17 protein-coding genes are annotated in these 15437 nt (G+C 67.3%); 8 read left to right on the top strand and 9 right to left on the bottom strand.

Annotated features, from left to right (window positions below):
• Positions 1-4: 4 nt before the first annotated feature.
• Complete coding sequence (locus tag C9424_RS13555; protein WP_116767337.1) at positions 5-1132, top strand: Mrp/NBP35 family ATP-binding protein; 1128 nt, start codon at positions 5-7, stop codon at positions 1130-1132.
• A gap of 106 nt (positions 1133-1238) precedes the next feature.
• Here the strand turns inward: C9424_RS13555 and C9424_RS13550 are convergent, their stop codons facing one another.
• From C9424_RS13550 to sigE, 3 genes are all read right to left on the bottom strand, one after another.
• Complete coding sequence (locus C9424_RS13550; protein ID WP_116767336.1) at positions 1239-1634, bottom strand: twin-arginine translocase TatA/TatE family subunit; 396 nt, start codon at positions 1632-1634, stop codon at positions 1239-1241.
• 81 nt (positions 1635-1715) lie between these two features.
• On the bottom strand, positions 1716-3125 hold the full coding sequence (locus tag C9424_RS21685; RefSeq protein ID WP_133247519.1) for a hypothetical protein: 1410 nt from the start codon (positions 3123-3125) through the stop codon (positions 1716-1718).
• An 8-nt stretch (positions 3126-3133) separates the two neighbouring features.
• A complete protein-coding gene (gene sigE, locus C9424_RS13540; RefSeq protein ID WP_116767334.1) occupies positions 3134-3787 on the bottom strand; it encodes an RNA polymerase sigma factor SigE in 654 nt (217 codons plus the stop codon).
• A gap of 292 nt (positions 3788-4079) precedes the next feature.
• Here sigE and C9424_RS13535 point away from each other — a divergent pair, with 292 nt between their 5' ends.
• Entirely contained in the window at positions 4080-4712 is a 633-nt protein-coding gene (locus tag C9424_RS13535; RefSeq protein WP_091249026.1) for an O-methyltransferase, read from the top strand.
• 141 nt (positions 4713-4853) lie between these two features.
• Here C9424_RS13535 and C9424_RS13530 read toward each other — a convergent pair whose 3' ends face one another.
• The 4 genes from C9424_RS13530 to C9424_RS13515 form a co-directional block, all read right to left on the bottom strand.
• Positions 4854-5021 (bottom strand): DUF3117 domain-containing protein, encoded by a 168-nt coding sequence (locus C9424_RS13530; protein WP_079550332.1) that lies wholly within the window; start codon positions 5019-5021, stop codon positions 4854-4856.
• A gap of 299 nt (positions 5022-5320) precedes the next feature.
• Positions 5321-6502: a hypothetical protein gene (locus C9424_RS13525; protein ID WP_202615874.1), complete on the bottom strand. Its 1182-nt coding sequence runs from the start codon at positions 6500-6502 to the stop codon at positions 5321-5323.
• A gap of 101 nt (positions 6503-6603) precedes the next feature.
• Positions 6604-6960 (bottom strand): DivIVA domain-containing protein, encoded by a 357-nt coding sequence (locus C9424_RS13520; RefSeq protein WP_116767332.1) that lies wholly within the window; start codon positions 6958-6960, stop codon positions 6604-6606.
• Positions 6961-7008: 48 nt separating this feature from the next.
• Positions 7009-7908, bottom strand: coding sequence for a TIGR00730 family Rossman fold protein (locus C9424_RS13515; RefSeq protein WP_237563450.1), 900 nt, complete (start codon positions 7906-7908; stop codon positions 7009-7011).
• 217 nt (positions 7909-8125) lie between these two features.
• Between C9424_RS13515 and C9424_RS13510 the strand changes: the two genes are divergently transcribed.
• The 4 genes from C9424_RS13510 (at position 8126) to C9424_RS13495 (ending at position 11409) form a co-directional block, all read left to right on the top strand.
• Entirely contained in the window at positions 8126-8881 is a 756-nt protein-coding gene (locus C9424_RS13510) for an amino acid ABC transporter ATP-binding protein (protein ID WP_091249018.1), read from the top strand.
• Positions 8882-8944: 63 nt separating this feature from the next.
• Complete coding sequence (locus C9424_RS13505) at positions 8945-9829, top strand: glutamate ABC transporter substrate-binding protein (protein WP_116767331.1); 885 nt, start codon at positions 8945-8947, stop codon at positions 9827-9829.
• A gap of 99 nt (positions 9830-9928) precedes the next feature.
• Positions 9929-10579: an amino acid ABC transporter permease gene (locus tag C9424_RS13500; protein WP_091249013.1), complete on the top strand. Its 651-nt coding sequence runs from the start codon at positions 9929-9931 to the stop codon at positions 10577-10579.
• Complete coding sequence (locus tag C9424_RS13495; protein WP_116767330.1) at positions 10576-11409, top strand: amino acid ABC transporter permease; 834 nt, start codon at positions 10576-10578, stop codon at positions 11407-11409. The genes C9424_RS13500 and C9424_RS13495 overlap by 4 nt, the downstream gene beginning before the upstream one ends.
• Before the next feature lie 109 nt (positions 11410-11518).
• On the opposite strand, the gene dapE is transcribed toward C9424_RS13495, so the two are convergent.
• Positions 11519-12616 carry a succinyl-diaminopimelate desuccinylase gene (gene dapE, locus C9424_RS13490; RefSeq protein ID WP_116767329.1) on the bottom strand — a complete coding sequence of 366 codons (1098 nt, stop codon included), beginning with the start codon at positions 12614-12616 and terminating at the stop codon, positions 11519-11521.
• A 209-nt stretch (positions 12617-12825) separates the two neighbouring features.
• On the opposite strand from dapE, the gene dapD reads away from it, so the two are divergent.
• The gene (gene dapD, locus C9424_RS13485) at positions 12826-13848 is read left to right on the top strand and encodes a 2,3,4,5-tetrahydropyridine-2,6-dicarboxylate N-succinyltransferase (protein WP_116767328.1); all 1023 of its coding nucleotides are present in this window, start codon (positions 12826-12828) and stop codon (positions 13846-13848) included.
• Positions 13849-13956: 108 nt separating this feature from the next.
• On the top strand, positions 13957-14808 hold the full coding sequence (locus tag C9424_RS13480; protein WP_442862038.1) for a hypothetical protein: 852 nt from the start codon (positions 13957-13959) through the stop codon (positions 14806-14808).
• Between the two features lie 15 nt (positions 14809-14823).
• Here the strand turns inward: C9424_RS13480 and C9424_RS13475 are convergent, their stop codons facing one another.
• On the bottom strand, positions 14824-15435 hold the full coding sequence (locus tag C9424_RS13475) for a hypothetical protein (RefSeq protein ID WP_116767326.1): 612 nt from the start codon (positions 15433-15435) through the stop codon (positions 14824-14826).
• Between the last annotated feature and the right edge of the window lie 2 nt (positions 15436-15437).

The following is a 15437-nucleotide window of genomic DNA, read 5'->3' as shown; positions in this document are numbered from 1 at the left end:
CCGCATGAGCACCCCGCTGGAACAGGCAGTGCACGCGGCACTTGCCACCGTGATTGACCCTGAACTCCGCCGCCCCATCACCGAGCTCGGCATGGTGGAGTCGGTGCAGATCTCCGACGGCGGCAGGGTGCGGCTTGTGGTGCTTCTGACCATTGCGGGCTGCCCGCTGCGCGGCACCATCACCGCGGACGCCGAAGCTGCCCTGTCCGCCGTCCCGGGCGTCACCGGCGTCGATGTTGACTTGAAAGTCATGACGCAGGCGCAGCGCGACGCCCTCAAGGAGCAGTTGCGCGGCTCCGGCGGCCAGCGCGGCATCCCGTTCAACGCTCCCGGCTCCCTGACCAGGGTGTACGCCGTCGCGAGCGGCAAAGGCGGAGTGGGCAAGTCTTCGGTGACGGTCAACCTGGCGTGCGCGCTGGCGGCCCAGGGGCTCCGCGTGGGGATCGTGGACGCGGATGTGTACGGTTTCTCCGTCCCGGCGCTGATGGGCATCACCCAGGCCCCCACGCGGGTGGACGACATGATCCTGCCGCCGGTGGCCTACGGGGTCAAGGTCATCTCCATCGGCATGTTTGTCACCGGAAACCAGCCTGTCGCGTGGCGCGGGCCGATGCTGCACCGGGCGCTGGAGCAGTTCCTCACGGACGTGTACTTCGGCGACCTCGACGCCCTCTTCCTGGACCTGCCGCCGGGCACGGGCGACATCGCGATCTCCGTAGCCCAGCTGCTGCCCAAGGCCCAGATCCTGGTCGTGACCACCCCGCAGGCGGCCGCCGCGGATGTTGCCGAGCGGGCCGGGGCGATCGCCACGCAGACCGGCCAGACCGTGGCCGGCGTCGTGGAAAACATGTCCTATCTTGAAATGCCCGACGGCGGCAGGATGGAACTGTTCGGCAGCGGCGGCGGCGCCGTGCTCGCCGAGCGCCTCTCCGCCACCGTGGGCGATGACGTCCCGTTGCTGGGCCAGATTCCCCTCGAAGTCCTGTTGCGTGAGGGCGGAGATGCCGGGGTGCCGCTCGTGCTGGGCCGTCCCGAGACGCCGGCTGCCCTTGTCTTGGCCGGGATCGCCGGGAAGCTGGCGTCGGTGCCCCGCGGGCTCAAGGGCATGCCGCTGGGTCTGCAGCCCCGCTGACCGGGGCGGCAGGTTGAGGCAGACGGCTGGCGCCACTGTTGGCGTCCGCAGACCGGGGCAGGATCATTCGGGCCGGGCCGCATATTGGGCGGGGCCGCGTGAGGTCCTAGGTCGCTTCTGAGTCGAAGGGCGCTGATTCGCCCGCGGGCAGCCGCTCAAAGACCCGGGCCGGGCGGTGTTCGGCGACGGCAGTGGCGGCCGCAGCCGCGGAAACCGTTACGGGCGCCCCGGAGCTCACCGGCTTGGTGTCGTCCTCCAGGAGCGCTTCCTTGATGATCCGGCGCGGATCGTACTGCCGGGGGTCATACTTCTTCCAGTCGACCTCGTCGATATCGATGCCGACTTCTTCCTTGATCTGTTCCCGCGCACCCGACGCCATCCGGCGCACTTCCTTGACGATATTGGCAAGTTTCTGGGTGTATTCGGGCAGCCTGCTGGGACCAATCACCAGAAGGCCGATGATCAGCAGAAGTAAGAACTCCGGTCCATTGATTCCAAGCACTTTAGGAAGATTACCCTCTCGTTCGGGCTGGCGACGACTTCGCGAAGTCGGGATGCCTACGATGTCGACCCCGTTGCTGCCTCACGGGGCCAGGTGCTCCAGGATTCGGCTCAGCCCGCGCTCGATCCGTTCCGGGATTCCGTCGCGTGACGCGGGCGCCGAGGCTCGGCTGCTTACCCGGGTGAGGGCGGCAGCGCCGTCGCCGGCCTGATTGGCCGGCAGGTCCGACACGTACGTGTAGGTGGCCGCGGCGGTCTGGTAGATGGCCCGGTAGGGCGGGCCGGGGTTGACCCAGAGCGCATTGTCCCCGGGTCCGGCCCCGGGCCGGGCGTCAGGCCCGGATTCCGGGGCTGCGGCCGTACCGGCCTTCGCCACCGTGAAGCCGTCCGTCATGGCGGTGTGGCCCGTCAGCACGTTGATTGGCGAAGCATCCGCCCGGGCCTGTGCCGCTGGCGTTCCGGGCACCCGCGGCGCGGAATCGTGCTGTTCCAGGACCGTGGCGAAGTGCCGGCCGTCCGTGAGGCGAAGTTCCAGGACCTCGTCCCCGGACATGACACCGGCCCGGGCCCACATCAGGTGGAATCCTAGGTCCCGCAGTTCCGGACATGTCCATCCCTGCGCCCGCAAAGCCGCAAGCTGCCCAGCGCTCAACGCCCCGGCCGGGGCGAAATCGGGTTCGCCGCCCGGGCCGAGTCCAACCCAGGGTCCGCTTCCCGCGTCCCCCGGGACGCCGGCGGTGCCGGCTCCGCCGCCACTGGAGCCGTCGACATCAGACAGGTTCCCCGTGGCGAGCGGCTCTCCGGTGGCGAGCTGCCCTGCGGTGTCGGGGTGGGAGAGTCTGGAGGTCTCTGCGCCGTCGGCCAGGCCTGTGGCGTCGCCTCCCATGAAGTATGCGGTGCCGGCCATGAGGGCGAGGGCAGCGACGGCCCCTCCAGCCGCCAGTGCGGGCAGGCGCGGGCCGCGGCGGCGGCCGCCTTGGGGATGCGCGGCCTCCGCCGGCCAACCGCCAAGCGGCCGGTCCGTCCCTGGCCGATCTGTCGTGAAGTCCTCTGCGGGCAAACGCTCTGGCGCCTGATGCGTGCCTCCCGGCGCTGTGTCCGCCCAGGCCGATTCCGCCCAGGCCGATTCCGCGCCTTCCGTGTCCGCCCGCGCGCTGCCTGCAGGGGCTGTGCCTGCACGGGCTGTGTCCGCCGGTGCAGTATCAGCTCGTGCTGAGTCTGTGCCTTCTGCGGCTGCGCGTTCGGCGGCCAACTGCTCGGTCCGTGCCAGGAGCCGTGCGGTCAGGTCCTCGCTGGCCTCGGGCACGGCGGCGCCGCGGAGCCTCTCCAGGTACTGGCGCTCGCGCTGCTGCCGGGCGCGGCATTCGGCGCAGGTCTCCATGTGATCGTGGTGGCCGGCGGACAGCTTCCGGGTGGCGCCGATGCGGCTACGGCCGGTCCTGCCCGAAAACCTGCAGCCGGAACCGCCCAGCAAACGTTTCAGTAGACCCATGGACCGCTTCAGAGGAGGCCGGCGATGCGCGGCATTTTGAGCCGCGGCTTGAGGGACTGCTTGGCCTGCTGTGCAGGGCGCGGGTCGCGGTGCGCGAGCTTTTCGCGCAGCATCGTCCGGCCGCGGTGGATGCGGGACCTGACGGTGCCGAGTTTGATGTCCAGCGCGGCGGCGACTTCGTCGTAGGACAAGCCTTCAAGGTCGCACAGCACGACGGCGGCCCGGAAGTCCGGGGGCAGCTCTTCAAGCGCGGCCTGAACATCGACGTCGAGGTTGTTGAACTCGAAGCTCTGCTCCGGGCCGGGTTCCCGGCCGGGGAGCCGCGACTCGGCGTCGTCGGCTAGGGCGTCAAAGCGGATCCGGCTCTTGCGCCGGGCCTGGTCCAGGAAAAGGTTGGTGGTGATCCGGTGCAGCCAGCCGTCCAGGGTGCCCGGCCTGAAGTTCTCCAGCGAACGGAACACCCGGACGAACACCTCCTGGGTGAGGTCCTCGGCGTCGTACTTGTTTCCGGTCAGCCGGTACGCAAGGCGGTAGACCTTGGCGGAGTGGTTCGTCACCACTTCCTCCCAGGTGGGCCGTACCCATTCGGCTTCCGCCGCGGTGCCGGGCTGGCCGGTTGGATCAGTTGCCTCAGTTGCCGGGACAGGTGTCAGAACCGACATCGTCCGCTCCCCTCATGGATGGTACCTACGCCTGAACGGTGCCTGCTCGCGCAGGTTCCTGCACTCTTCATTCGACGCCGATCACCACGCGGATGAGCGGATACCCATCATTTCAAAATAAGCTGGGAATTTCCTGACGCGACGCAGTCTTCCGCCGAAGGCAGAACGTCTGCCCCGAGGCGGATCGCCTGCCCGTCTGCCGGGGCCACGGCCCCGCCGCCTCCGTGTCGCGTCCCGTCGGACACAGTACGCTGTAGGGAGTACTCCCCTGCCGCCCAGAAAGCGATTACCCATGAGCGCCGATAAGTCCACGAGCTGGTCCTACGCAGAAGATCTGCCTGCCGAGGATGAGGTCCTGTTGCACGCGCGCGAACGGTCTTTCGAGCTTGGCGTGACGCCGATCGGCCCAGGCGTGGGTGCCGTGCTGACGGTGCTGGCAGCGGCGTCCAAGGCACAGACCGCCGTGGAGATCGGAACCGGCGCCGGGGTGTCCGGCGTGTGCATCCTGCGCGGGCTCGGTCCGCAGGCCGTCCTGACGACGATCGACGTCGACGTCGAACACCTCAAGGCGGCGCGCGAAGCGTTCCAGGAAGCCGGCAGCCCCGCCAACCGCACGCGCACCATTTCGGGCCGCGCCGGCGACGTCCTGCCGCGGCTGACGGACGGGGCCTACGATCTCGTGTTCATCGATGCCGACAAACCGAACTACCCCAGCTACGTGGAGCAGGCCGTGCGGCTGCTCAAGTCCGGCGGCCTGCTGATCGTCAACGACGCCCTCGACAAGGACCGTGTGGCGAACCCGGCCGCCCGGGACGCCACCACCGTTGTGCTCCGCCAGATCGGCAAATCCATCCGCGACGACGACCGACTCGCCTCCGCCATGCTGCCCACCGGCGACGGCCTGCTCATCGCCGTCAAGAAGTAAGCGTCAGGAACCACGCGCCAGGCACAGGCAGGAGACGCACAAGCAGGGGACGCACAAGCAGGGGACGCACAAGCAGAAAAGGGCGGGGTCCGCAGCCTGGTGGCTGGGACCCCGCCCTCTTGCGAAGCTCTTGGTGTGAAGCTATTCGGTGACGCCGACGAGGCATTCCTTGAGGTTTGTCGCCTCAGCAGCGTTGAGCTCGACCACGAGCCGCCCCCCGCCTTCGAGCGGAACACGCATGATCAAGCTTCGTCCCTCTTTCGTCACTTCCATAGGGCCGTCGCCGGTGCGTGGTTTCATTGCCGCCATAAGGAATATCCCCTCCATTAGTCCCTGACATACCAGCCCGGCCGGGCTGCGTCCGCTTGGTCAATCAAGCCGTCCGGCAGCGCTCCAGGAGGCCGCCGTGACAGACCCGCTCACAACCGCTTACGAATAAACCGCTTGCGAATCAACCGCTTGCCATCAAACCGCTCGCGATTAAACTCAGTGTGCTTCTTGTCCTTGCTTATCCTCTATTATCGCGTAACAATGCGCCCGGAGCTAATCGTTGGACTTTCCAGCGCGCCCCGGAAAGCCGGGGCGGCAACGCGAAATGGTGCCGTGGGTCACGGCGGATAGTCCCCTCCGCCCGGCAGCGGCGCCCACGCCCACAGCCACACAATCCAGACGATCTGCAGCAGGACGAACATGACCACCACGGCTCCCCGGTAGGCGCGGGAGCGCGAGAGCAGTGCGGCGCTGAGGGCGAGCGGGAACAGCGGCAGCAGCATCCGGAACGTGCTGGTCTGCGGTTGCAGGAAGGCCAGCAGGTAACCCATGTAGCAGCAGCACCAAAGCCTCAGTTCAGCGCCCAGCGCAACCACGGGCCGCGACATCATGAAAAGCGTAAAGGCGGCCACGAACAGGAACGGGGCCAGCACTCCGAGCGTCGGCCCGAAGAGCATGATGCCGGTGTCGAACCATGGCTTGAACGGCACCAGGTCATCGCCGCGCCATGCGGTTTCGGTCTTGGTGTAGGCCCCGAGATCACCGGTTGCGGCCCAGGCGATGGCCGGCCACAGCAGCGCACCGACCCCGCTGACGGCTGTCAGCCCGCCCAGGGACCACAGCTGCGCGTTGGTGTGGACGGGAACCCCGCGCGGGGGGCGCCCTGTCAGGCGCTGCCAGAGTCGGTAGAGGAACAACAGCCCCATCATCACCGCAAACGGGACCCCGGTAGGCCGGGAAAGGCACATGAGGAGCACCACGGGCATGGCCCACAGGTATCGGCGCTCCATGACCAGCAGCAGCGCGGCGCCAAGGAGCAGCAGGTTGAGGGATTCGGCGTAGGGCACCTGCAGCACCGGCGCCACCGGGAATGCCGCCAGGAAGATGATCCCCCAGAGTGCCGTGCGGTGGGAGGCCCGGTGCCGGAAAATCCTGTAGGCCACGAGGGCTGCCCCCAGCCCGGCGGCCAGCGCAATGGCCGTCAGGGACCATGCCGGACCCGTGCCCGTCAGCCCGGACACCACCCTGCCCAGCACGGGAAACAGCGGGTAGAAAGCCCACGCGTTCTCCTGAACGGTGCCGGCCGCGTCTGTCGGCAGCAGCGCCGGATACCCGTTCTGCAGTGCTTCGGAGTACCAACGGGCGTCCCAGATGTTGATGAAGTTCCAGTAGTCCGGTTTCGCGGGAAACCAGGGATTCACGCCCTGGTGCAGCGCGGCGGCCATGAAGATGCAGGCGCTGACCAGACGGGCGGCGATATACAGGCCGGCCACCTGGACCCACCACGGCCACCGCGACATCCGGGCGCCGGCGGCCGCGATGCTGCTCCACGCCGCCGCGTTCAGGCCCCTTTGTCCCCCGGCGTCAAGTGCCGGGACTGTCTCCGGGTCCTCCACGTGGCTCACGGACGCTGCTCTGTCGGCCGGCGGAGGCGTTCCAGTTCCTCCCCCAGCGCCTCGATCTTTTGGTCTTTGACGGTGATCTGGTCCCGCAGATCGTCAAGGACCTGGTCCACCTGGTCCATCCGGTAGCCGCGCAGCCCGACGGCAAATCGGAGATGGTCGATGTCCGTCGCGGCCGCACGGTCAGGCAGCAGGACCGGCGGCAGGGACGCGACCGGCTCGTCGAAACCGTCCTCAAAGGGCACCTCAGCGCCGCCGGCCGTGTCCCGGCGGAAGATTTTCGGCGCCAGGCCGGTACCCAGAAGGACGGCGACGCCGATCAGCGCAATCGCAAGGAAGACCAGAAAGAGACTCACTAGACCATCGTGCCAGAAGCCGGACGCCGGTGCGCTCAGCCCGGCGCTTCAGCCACGCGTTCCGCCGCCCTTTCCGTTGCCGTTTCCGGTGCCGTTCCCGTTGGTGGAGCCCCCGTTCGGGTTCCGGTGACGGGCCGCGCCCTCGACGACGAGTTCGACGGCGAGCGCAGGATCGTCCACTACCTGCACGAGGTCAAGGTCCTCCTCGGACACCATGCCCTCGGTGACGAGGGTGTCCCGGACCCAGTCGAGCATCGGGGTCCAGAACGCGGTTCCCACGAGGACGATCGGGAAGGACGTGACCTTGCGGGTCTGGACCAGGACCATGGCCTCGAAGAGCTCGTCCAAGGTGCCCAGGCCGCCGGGGAGCACAATGAAGCCCTGGGCGTACTTGACGAACATGGTCTTGCGGGCGAAGAAGTACCGGAAGTTGATGCCCAGATCCACCCACTGGTTCATGCCCTGTTCGAAGGGCAGCTCGATCCCGAGCCCCACCGAAACGCCATTGCCCTGAACGGCACCCTTGTTGGCGGCCTCCATCGACCCCGGGCCGCCGCCCGTGATCACGGCCAGTCCGGCCTCGGCCAGTTTGCGCCCGACCTCGACGCCGAGCTCGTAGTTGAGGGTTCCGGGCACCGTGCGGGCGGAGCCGAAGACGCTGACCGCCGGGCCCAGGTCGGCGAGGGCGCCGAACCCTTCCACGAACTCGCTCTGGATCCGCAGGACGCGCCAGGGATCGGTGTGAACGAACTGGCCCGGCCCCTTGGTGTCGAGCAGGGTCTGGTCCGACATTGTGACCTTGGCGGCCTTCCGGCGCAGCTCGAGCGGGCCTTTATGGCGGATCCCGTTCGGCGCCGGGGTGCTTCGGACCTCGCGGGCCGGCTTTCCGGCGGGGTTCTGTTCGGGGTTTTGCTCGGGGCCGTGCTGCGGATCGGTACTCATGCCCATAGGCTAGCGCGGAACACCGCGCCCGCGGCTTCGGCGCGGCGGCGCCACGCCCGGCGGCAGGCTGCGACCGCCTGCGGCCCAGAGCCGCAAAACAGCGGCCGGAGAGCGGGCAGTGGCCGCGCCGGGGACCAGGGCTTACAGGTATCTCTTGAATCACGATCTGCACCAAACTCAGTGATTGCCGTCATATCTTGTCAATCTTCGTTAGATTCTTTATATGACTACTCAAGTGCCCGGCGATGCGCTCGTCTCCCTGAAGGCCGTGAACAAGCATTACGGCCAGTTGCACGTCCTGAAGGACATCAACCTGAATGTCCGCAAAGGTGAGGTTGTTGTTGTCATCGGCCCCTCGGGTTCCGGCAAGTCAACGCTCTGCCGCGCCATCAATCGCCTTGAGACAATCGACGACGGCGACATCAGGATCGATGGCAAGGAACTGCCTGCGGAGGGCAAGGAACTGGCGAAGCTGCGCGCCGACGTCGGCATGGTCTTCCAGTCCTTCAACCTGTTCGCCCACAAGACCATCTTGGAAAACGTCACCCTCGGCCCCATCAAGGTCAAGGGCGTTTCCAAGGCTGAGGCCGACAAAGACGCCATGGCACTGCTGGAGCGGGTCGGCGTCGGGCATCAGGCCCCCAAACTTCCCGCTCAGCTCTCCGGCGGGCAGCAGCAGCGTGTTGCCATCGCCCGCGCCCTGGCGATGAAGCCGAAGGTGATGCTCTTCGATGAGCCCACCTCCGCCCTCGACCCGGAAATGATCAACGAGGTCCTGGACGTCATGGTCCAGCTCGCCAAGGAGGGCATGACGATGATCGTGGTCACCCACGAGATGGGCTTCGCCCGCAAGGCTGCCGACCGCGTCGTGTTCATGGCCGACGGCCAGATCGTCGAGGACGCGACCCCCGAGGAATTCTTCACCAACCCCAAGAGCAGCCGGGCCAAAGACTTCCTGTCCAAACTTCTGACGCACTGAGTTCATCGCTCGCGAGTTCGCACCCCGGCCGCCGGAAGGCGGCCGACCAATGAAAGGAATGTCATGAAGGCATTTTTGACCCGGAGGAAATCCCTTCTGGTTGCCGCATCCGCAGCACTGGCGCTCACCCTGAGCGCCTGTGGCGGCAGCTCCTCCACTACCACCAATCCGCCTGTAGCCGAGAAGCCGAGCTTTGCTGCCGATTCCACCATGGCCAAGCTTTCATCCGCAGGAAAGATCACCATCGGCACCAAGTTCGACCAGCCGCTGTTCGGCCAGAAGGGCCTCGACGGCAAGCCTGTCGGCTTCGACGTCGAAATCGGCAAGCTGATTGCCGCCAAGCTGGGCATCCCCGCCGACAAGATCGAGTGGGTTGAAACGGTCTCCGCCAACCGCGAGGAGTTCCTCAAGCAGGGCAAGGTGGACATGATCGTCGCCACCTACACCATCAACGACAAGCGCAAGACCCAAGTTGACTTCGCCGGCCCGTACTACGAGGCCGGCCAGGCCCTCATGGTGAACAAGGACAACAACTCCATCACCAAGCCCGAGGACCTCAAGGGCAAGAACGTCTGCTCCGTGACCGGATCCACCCCGGCCGCCACGATCGTGGAAAAGTACGGAGCAGTCCTGGTTCCTGCCGCGACTTACTCCGCCTGCCTTGAGCCGCTGCGCAACCACCAGGTTGAAGCCGTCACCACGGACAACGTCATTCTGGCCGGGTTTGTATCCAAGGAACCGGATGCCTTCAAGCTGGCCTCCGACCAGACCTTCACCAAGGAGCCGTACGGCATCGGCCTGAAGAAGGACGACACGGCCTTCCGCATGTGGATCAACGACCAGCTGGAAGCCTTCGCCAAGGACGGGTCCTACAAGAAGGCCTGGGAAGACACCGCCGGCACCGTCATCAAGACCGCGCCCGAGCTTCCCACGATCGACCGCTACTAGCCGACTGTGGCGGCTGCCGGGCCCGCGGTTACCCCGCAGCCCGGCGGCCGCCACTGCCGTCTTTCGCTTGGAATCCCGTCAACGCAGCTGAAGGAACTTATGGACGTCATCATTGAAAACCTCCCCCAGTATTGGGACGGTTTTCTCAGAACCCTCTTCCTGTCCGTGGTCTCGGGGATCATTGCCCTGATCGTCGGCACCGTGCTCGCGGCGGCCCGAGTCTCTCCCGTCGCCGCGCTGCGCGGCTTCAGCATGGTGTACGTCGAGATCGTCCGGAACACCCCGCTGACCATTGCATTCTTTTTCGCGGCAGTGGTCCTGCCCCGCCTCGGCATCACGTTCCAACAGTTCGAGGTCGCCGCCATCATCGCCCTGAGCGCCTACACCTCGGCCTTCATTGCCGAGGCCGTGCGGTCCGGCGTCAACAGCGTCCCGGTGGGCCAGGCCGAAGCGGCCCGCAGCATCGGCATGAAGTTCAGCCAGGTGCTCACCCTCATCATCCTCCCCCAAGCCCTGCGCACCGTGATCCCGCCGCTGATCAACATCCTGATCGCTTTGGTCAAGAACTCCTCCGTTGCAGGCGCGTTCTATGTACTGGAACTCTTCGGCTACGGCAAGCAGCTGGCCAACGCCAACGGCGACGCCGTCGTGTGGGTCCTGGTCGGCATCGCATTCTTCTACCTGCTGATAACCGTCCCGCTTGGCTTCCTCGCCAACTTCGTTGAACGAAAGGTGGCAATCGCGCGATGAGCTCTGTTCTCTACGACGTCCCCGGCCCCAAAGCCCGCCGGATTTCGCTGATCGGCTCGATCATCGGCGTCATCGTGATCGGCGGCCTCCTCGTCCTGGCGGTCATGACCCTGGCCCAGCAGGGAATCTTCGACCCCAAACGCTGGGCGGTCTTCCAGATTCCCGATGTCTGGGTGCTGATCGGCAACGGCATCGGCGCGACGCTCGCCGCCGCGGCCGTGGCGGCCGTCATTGCCTTCCCGCTGGGCCTGCTCGTGTGCCTGCTGCGCATCTCGGACAACGCCTGGGTGCGGATGCCCATCAGGGTGGTGCTGGAATTCCTGCGGGGCATGCCCGTGGTGCTCATGATGCTGTTCGTTCTGCTCGTCTTTGCCACGAGCTCGTTCGTCGCAGTCGTGGCCGGCCTGGTCCTGTACAACTCCGCAATTTTTGCCGAGATCATCCGCGCCGGCATCCAGTCGCTGCCCAAGGGCCAGCGCGAGGCCGGCCTGGCGATCGGCCTGACCAGTTTCCAGTCCCGGCTGACCATCGAGCTGCCGCAGGCCATCCGCCGCATGCTGCCCTCGCTGGTCGCGCAGCTCGTGGTGCTGCTCAAGGACACCTCGCTGGGCTACATCGTCGCCTACGGCGAGCTGCTCCGGGCCGTGCAGGTCATGGCCGACTTCCTCGGCCCGCAGTACCTGTTCCCGGTGTTCTTCGTCGCCGCGGCCATCTACATCGCGATCGACCTTGCGGTCTCCCGCCTGGCCATCTGGCTCGAACGCCGCGGCTCCAAGCGTGCCGCCGGCGGCGTGGCACACGTCCCGGTCGCCGGGATCCCGACCAAGTAAGGCCTTTAGACGCTGAAAAGGTCCGGAACCCCACGGGTTCCGGACCTTTTCTGCGTCCTGACGTGCGCGGTCCGCGTGCTCCGCCGCGTGCGCGCGTTGCGCTGTGCGGTTAGGCGCTGAGCCAGGTCCGCAGCGCCCGCAGGCATTCCCGGATGGCGTCCGCCTCGACGTGCTCGTTGTCCTTGTGCGCCAGCCGAGCATCGCCGGGCCCGAAGTTCACCGCCGGGATGCCCAGCTCGCTGAACCGTGCGACGTCGGTCCAGCCGTACTTGGGCTTCGGTTCCGCGCCGACGGCGGCCACGAAGGACGCGGCGGCCGGGTGGTTCAGTCCCGGCCGCGCCCCGGCAGCGCTGTCGGTGCGAACGACGTCGAATCCGTCCAGCAGCTCCCGCACCACGGCCTCGGCCCCGTCCGGGGTCTTGTCCGGGGCGAAACGGTAGTTAATTTCCACGACGCACTTGTCCGGGATGACGTTTCCGGCCGTGCCGCCGTGAATCTTCACGGCGTTGAGGCTTTCCCGGTAGTCGAGGCCGTCGACCGTCACGGTCTGCGGCTCGTACGCCGCCAGCCGGGCCAGGATCGGGGCGGCCGCGTGGATGGCGTTGCTGCCCATCCAGGCCCGGGCCGAGTGGGCGGCCTCCCCGAGTGTGGTCGCCTCGAAGCGCATCGTGCCGTTGCAGCCGCCTTCCACCGTGCCGTCGGTCGGCTCGAGCAGGATCGCGAAGTCACCGCCGAGCAGGGACCCGTGATTGCGCACCAGCCGGCCGAGGCCGCTCTTCACTGCCTCGACTTCCTCGTGGTCGTAGAAGACGAACGTGACGTCCTTGTCCGGCTCCGCGCCGGCGTCGAACATGGTGGCCGCAAGCGCCAGCTGCACAGCGACGCCGCCCTTCATGTCGGTGGCGCCGCGGCCGTAGAGGATGCCCTCCCCCGGCGCCCCTGAAGGCCAGTACGCCGGCACGGTCCCAAGCGAGCCCTCCGTGATGGGCAGCGGCACGGTGTCCAGGTGCCCCGCCAGGATCACGCGCTCGGCGCGGCCGAGGTTGGTGCGGGCGATGATCGAATCGCCGTCGCGGACCAGCTCCAACTGCGGCAGCAGCCCGAGGGCACGCTCCACGGCGTCGGCCAGCACCATTTCGTTGCCGGAGACGCTGTTGATGTCGATCAGGGCGGCCGTGAGCAGGGCGACATCCTGGCGGAGGTCCAAGTGGACAGGAGGATGCCCTGAACTGCGGTCAAGGGCGCTGGCAGGGGTGCGGTGGTTCGTCGGGGTCACCGTCCCACTTTATCTGCTCGCCTGCCTCTCCCGACTGACCCGCAGCAGGGGCCGTTTCAGGCGTCACAACGGCCCCTGCCGCGGGTCACTTGGGCGACTCACGTTTCAGCGCGCAAGGACGCTCTCGTTAGACTTGGGCCATGACTGAAACTGCTTCTTCCGCTGTGCCCGCCGACGCCCGCTCTGACGCCCGTTCTGCCCATGGCTTCGGATTGGCCACCGTATCCACCCGCAATGGTGAAGCCACCGTGTTGGACGTGTGGTTTCCGGCTCCGGCGCTGGGAGTCGCGGCGCCGAGCCTGCGTGACGTGGCCAATGCGGACCAGTCGCTGATCGATATCGCGGCCAACGGCACCGACCCGGACCGCGGCACCGAGCAAAAGGTCGTCTTCGCCCAGATCCACCTGGACGAGGCACCGGCTGACACCGCGGACGCATACCTCCGCCTGCACCTGCTCTCGCACCGGCTGGTCCAGCCCAACAGCATCAACCTTGAGGGCATCTTCGGCAAGCTCCCCAACGTGGTGTGGACCAACTTCGGTCCCGCGGCCGTCGAGGACTTCGAGCTCACCCGGGCACGCCTTCGCAAGCGCGGCGCCGTCACCGTCTTCGGCGTGGACAAGTTCCCCCGCATGGTGGACTACGTGGTCCCCTCCGGCGTCCGGATCGCCGACGCCGGCCGTGTCCGGCTCGGCGCGCACCTCGCCGAAGGCACGACGGTCATGCACGAGGGCTTCGTGAACTTCAATGCCGGAACCCTGGGCACCTCGATGGTCGAGGGCCGCATCTCGGCCGGCGTCGTCGCCGGTGACGGGTCCGACGTCGGCGGCGGTGCCTCGATTATGGGCACCCTTTCCGGCGGCGGCAAGGAAAAGATCGCCCTCGGGGAACGGGTCCTGCTCGGCGCCAACTCCGGCGTGGGCATCAGCCTGGGCGACGACTCCGTGGTGGAGGCAGGCCTTTACGTCACCGCCGGGACGCGCGTGCGAGTCATTAGCCCCCGGGATGCCGAAGGCGAGGACACGAGCCGGGTAGTCAAGGCCGTAGAGCTTTCGGGGGTTCCGAACCTGCTCTTCCGCCGCAATTCGACCACCGGCGCCGTCGAGGCGCTCCCCCGCAAGGGCCAGACCGTGGAGCTCAACGCGGACCTGCACGCCAACTGACCGGACCGGCTGGTACGGTATGGCGGGCGGTGAAGGCCGCTCCGGCGGGGCGCCCGTCGATGAAGCAGCCGATGACGCAGCCCGCTAGGGCCTGAGGGAGTAAGTTTCGTGGCACGACGTGGGAGCTGGCGACGCCGGATCGTCCTTCTGCTGACCCTTGCGATGGTTGCAGGAGCAATCTACACCGCGGTGGCGTTCCTGCAGCGTTCGGAAACGCTGATCACCGAACGCTGCACGGCGGTGGGCAGCGGAGGCGATGACCTCGCCACCGATCAGGCGGCCAACGCCTCCCTCATCACGGCTGTGGCGGTCCGGCGCGGGCTTCCTGCCCGCGCCGCCAGCATCGCGCTGGCCACCTCCATGCAGGAATCCAAGCTGCGCAACATCGGCCACGGCGACCAAGCCGGCCCCGACTCACGGGGGCTCTTCCAGCAGCGGCCGTCCCAGGGCTGGGGCACCACGGCGCAGGTGATGGACCCATACCACGCCAGCAATGCGTTCTACGATGCGCTCGTGGAGATCTCCGGCTACCAATCGCTGGACATCACCGACGCCGCCCAGCAAGTCCAGCACTCGGCCTACCCGGGTGCCTACGCCCAGCATGAGGGGATGGCCCGCGCGTTCGCCTCGGCACTGAGCGGCCAGACGCCCGCCGGCCTGGACTGTTCGCTGCGGTCTCCCGACACCGCCGGGGATCCGGCCGCCGTCACCGCAAAGCTGACGGCGGCGCTCGGTGACGTGCCGACGTCGACGGACGGCCGGATCTTGATCGTGGAGGCCGACGGCACCCAGGCCTGGACTATAGCCCAATGGGCCGTGGCCAACGCCAAAGCGCTGTCCATCACCAGTGTCGAGGTGGACGGCCGCGCATGGAACCGGAAGTCCCGCGATGGCTGGCAGCCGGCGCAGGTCCCGGCCGGGCAGGTCCGGGTGACCGTCGCCGACGCGCCCGCCAGCTAGCGGCGGGCGACCGGCTCACACGAGGAGATCGACCACCGGCTGGACATAGCTGCGGAACAGTTCCGGCTCGGACAAAAGCTCCTGGCTCATGAGAATCTTGTCCGGCTCGAGGTACCAGGCCCGCGGCTCCGCCAGCGGGAGTTCGATGATCGTCAGGCTGAAATCCCGGGCCGGGCGGCCCACTTCCAGCAACCGGTCCTCCACCATGTCGGCCAGGAGCTCATTGTTGCTGTTGGATTCGCGCTCCGCTTCCAGGGCCAGGTATTCCGCGCGGCGTTCCCGGGCCCACGTCAGCGCGGCGCCGAAGTGCGCCTGCAGCACGCGGCGAAGCGCCGGTGAATTGCTGAACGACCCGAAGCCCGGCGGGGTGAGCTCGGGCGACATTTCCGGGTGGGCCTTCAGCAGCTGCTCCCACCAAGCCTCCCACTCGGTCTTGAGCACGGCCGTGCCTCCCACCTCTGCGATCAGGTGTGTATGGTCCGAGGCTCGGATCTTCGGCGCCACGTGACACAGTGCCGGATGCCCCGCGGTGTCCAGTCCGGCGGCGTCACGAACGTAGAGGGCAATGAGCATGGGACCAGATGTATCCATGGTGATCCGCCAGCCCGGTCCGCCGGTGTGGTGCATCC

It is taken from the genome of Arthrobacter sp. H-02-3 (assembly GCF_003097355.1).
Lineage (GTDB): Bacteria > Actinomycetota > Actinomycetes > Actinomycetales > Micrococcaceae > Arthrobacter > Arthrobacter humicola.
This window is presented reverse-complemented; position numbering and strand designations above follow the sequence as displayed.

Excerpts from the sequence above, each read along its gene's own strand:
- C9424_RS13510 (WP_091249018.1), top strand. The coding sequence starts at position 8,126 with ATGACTACTCAAGTGCCCGGCGATGCGCTCGTCTCCCTGAAGGCCGTG.
- C9424_RS21685 (WP_133247519.1), bottom strand. The coding sequence starts at position 3,125 with ATGGGTCTACTGAAACGTTTGCTGGGCGGTTCCGGCTGCAGGTTTTCG.
- sigE (WP_116767334.1), bottom strand. The coding sequence starts at position 3,787 with ATGTCGGTTCTGACACCTGTCCCGGCAACTGAGGCAACTGATCCAACC.
- C9424_RS13555 (WP_116767337.1), top strand. The coding sequence starts at position 5 with ATGAGCACCCCGCTGGAACAGGCAGTGCACGCGGCACTTGCCACCGTG.
- C9424_RS13495 (WP_116767330.1), top strand. The coding sequence starts at position 10,576 with ATGAGCTCTGTTCTCTACGACGTCCCCGGCCCCAAAGCCCGCCGGATT.
- C9424_RS13515 (WP_237563450.1), bottom strand. The coding sequence starts at position 7,908 with ATGGGCATGAGTACCGATCCGCAGCACGGCCCCGAGCAAAACCCCGAA.
- C9424_RS13505 (WP_116767331.1), top strand. The coding sequence starts at position 8,945 with ATGAAGGCATTTTTGACCCGGAGGAAATCCCTTCTGGTTGCCGCATCC.
- C9424_RS13500 (WP_091249013.1), top strand. The coding sequence starts at position 9,929 with ATGGACGTCATCATTGAAAACCTCCCCCAGTATTGGGACGGTTTTCTC.
- C9424_RS13525 (WP_202615874.1), bottom strand. The coding sequence starts at position 6,502 with ATGTCGCGGTGGCCGTGGTGGGTCCAGGTGGCCGGCCTGTATATCGCC.
- dapD (WP_116767328.1), top strand. The coding sequence starts at position 12,826 with ATGACTGAAACTGCTTCTTCCGCTGTGCCCGCCGACGCCCGCTCTGAC.
- C9424_RS13530 (WP_079550332.1), bottom strand. The coding sequence starts at position 5,021 with ATGGCGGCAATGAAACCACGCACCGGCGACGGCCCTATGGAAGTGACG.
- C9424_RS13535 (WP_091249026.1), top strand. The coding sequence starts at position 4,080 with ATGAGCGCCGATAAGTCCACGAGCTGGTCCTACGCAGAAGATCTGCCT.
- C9424_RS13475 (WP_116767326.1), bottom strand. The coding sequence starts at position 15,435 with ATGCACCACACCGGCGGACCGGGCTGGCGGATCACCATGGATACATCT.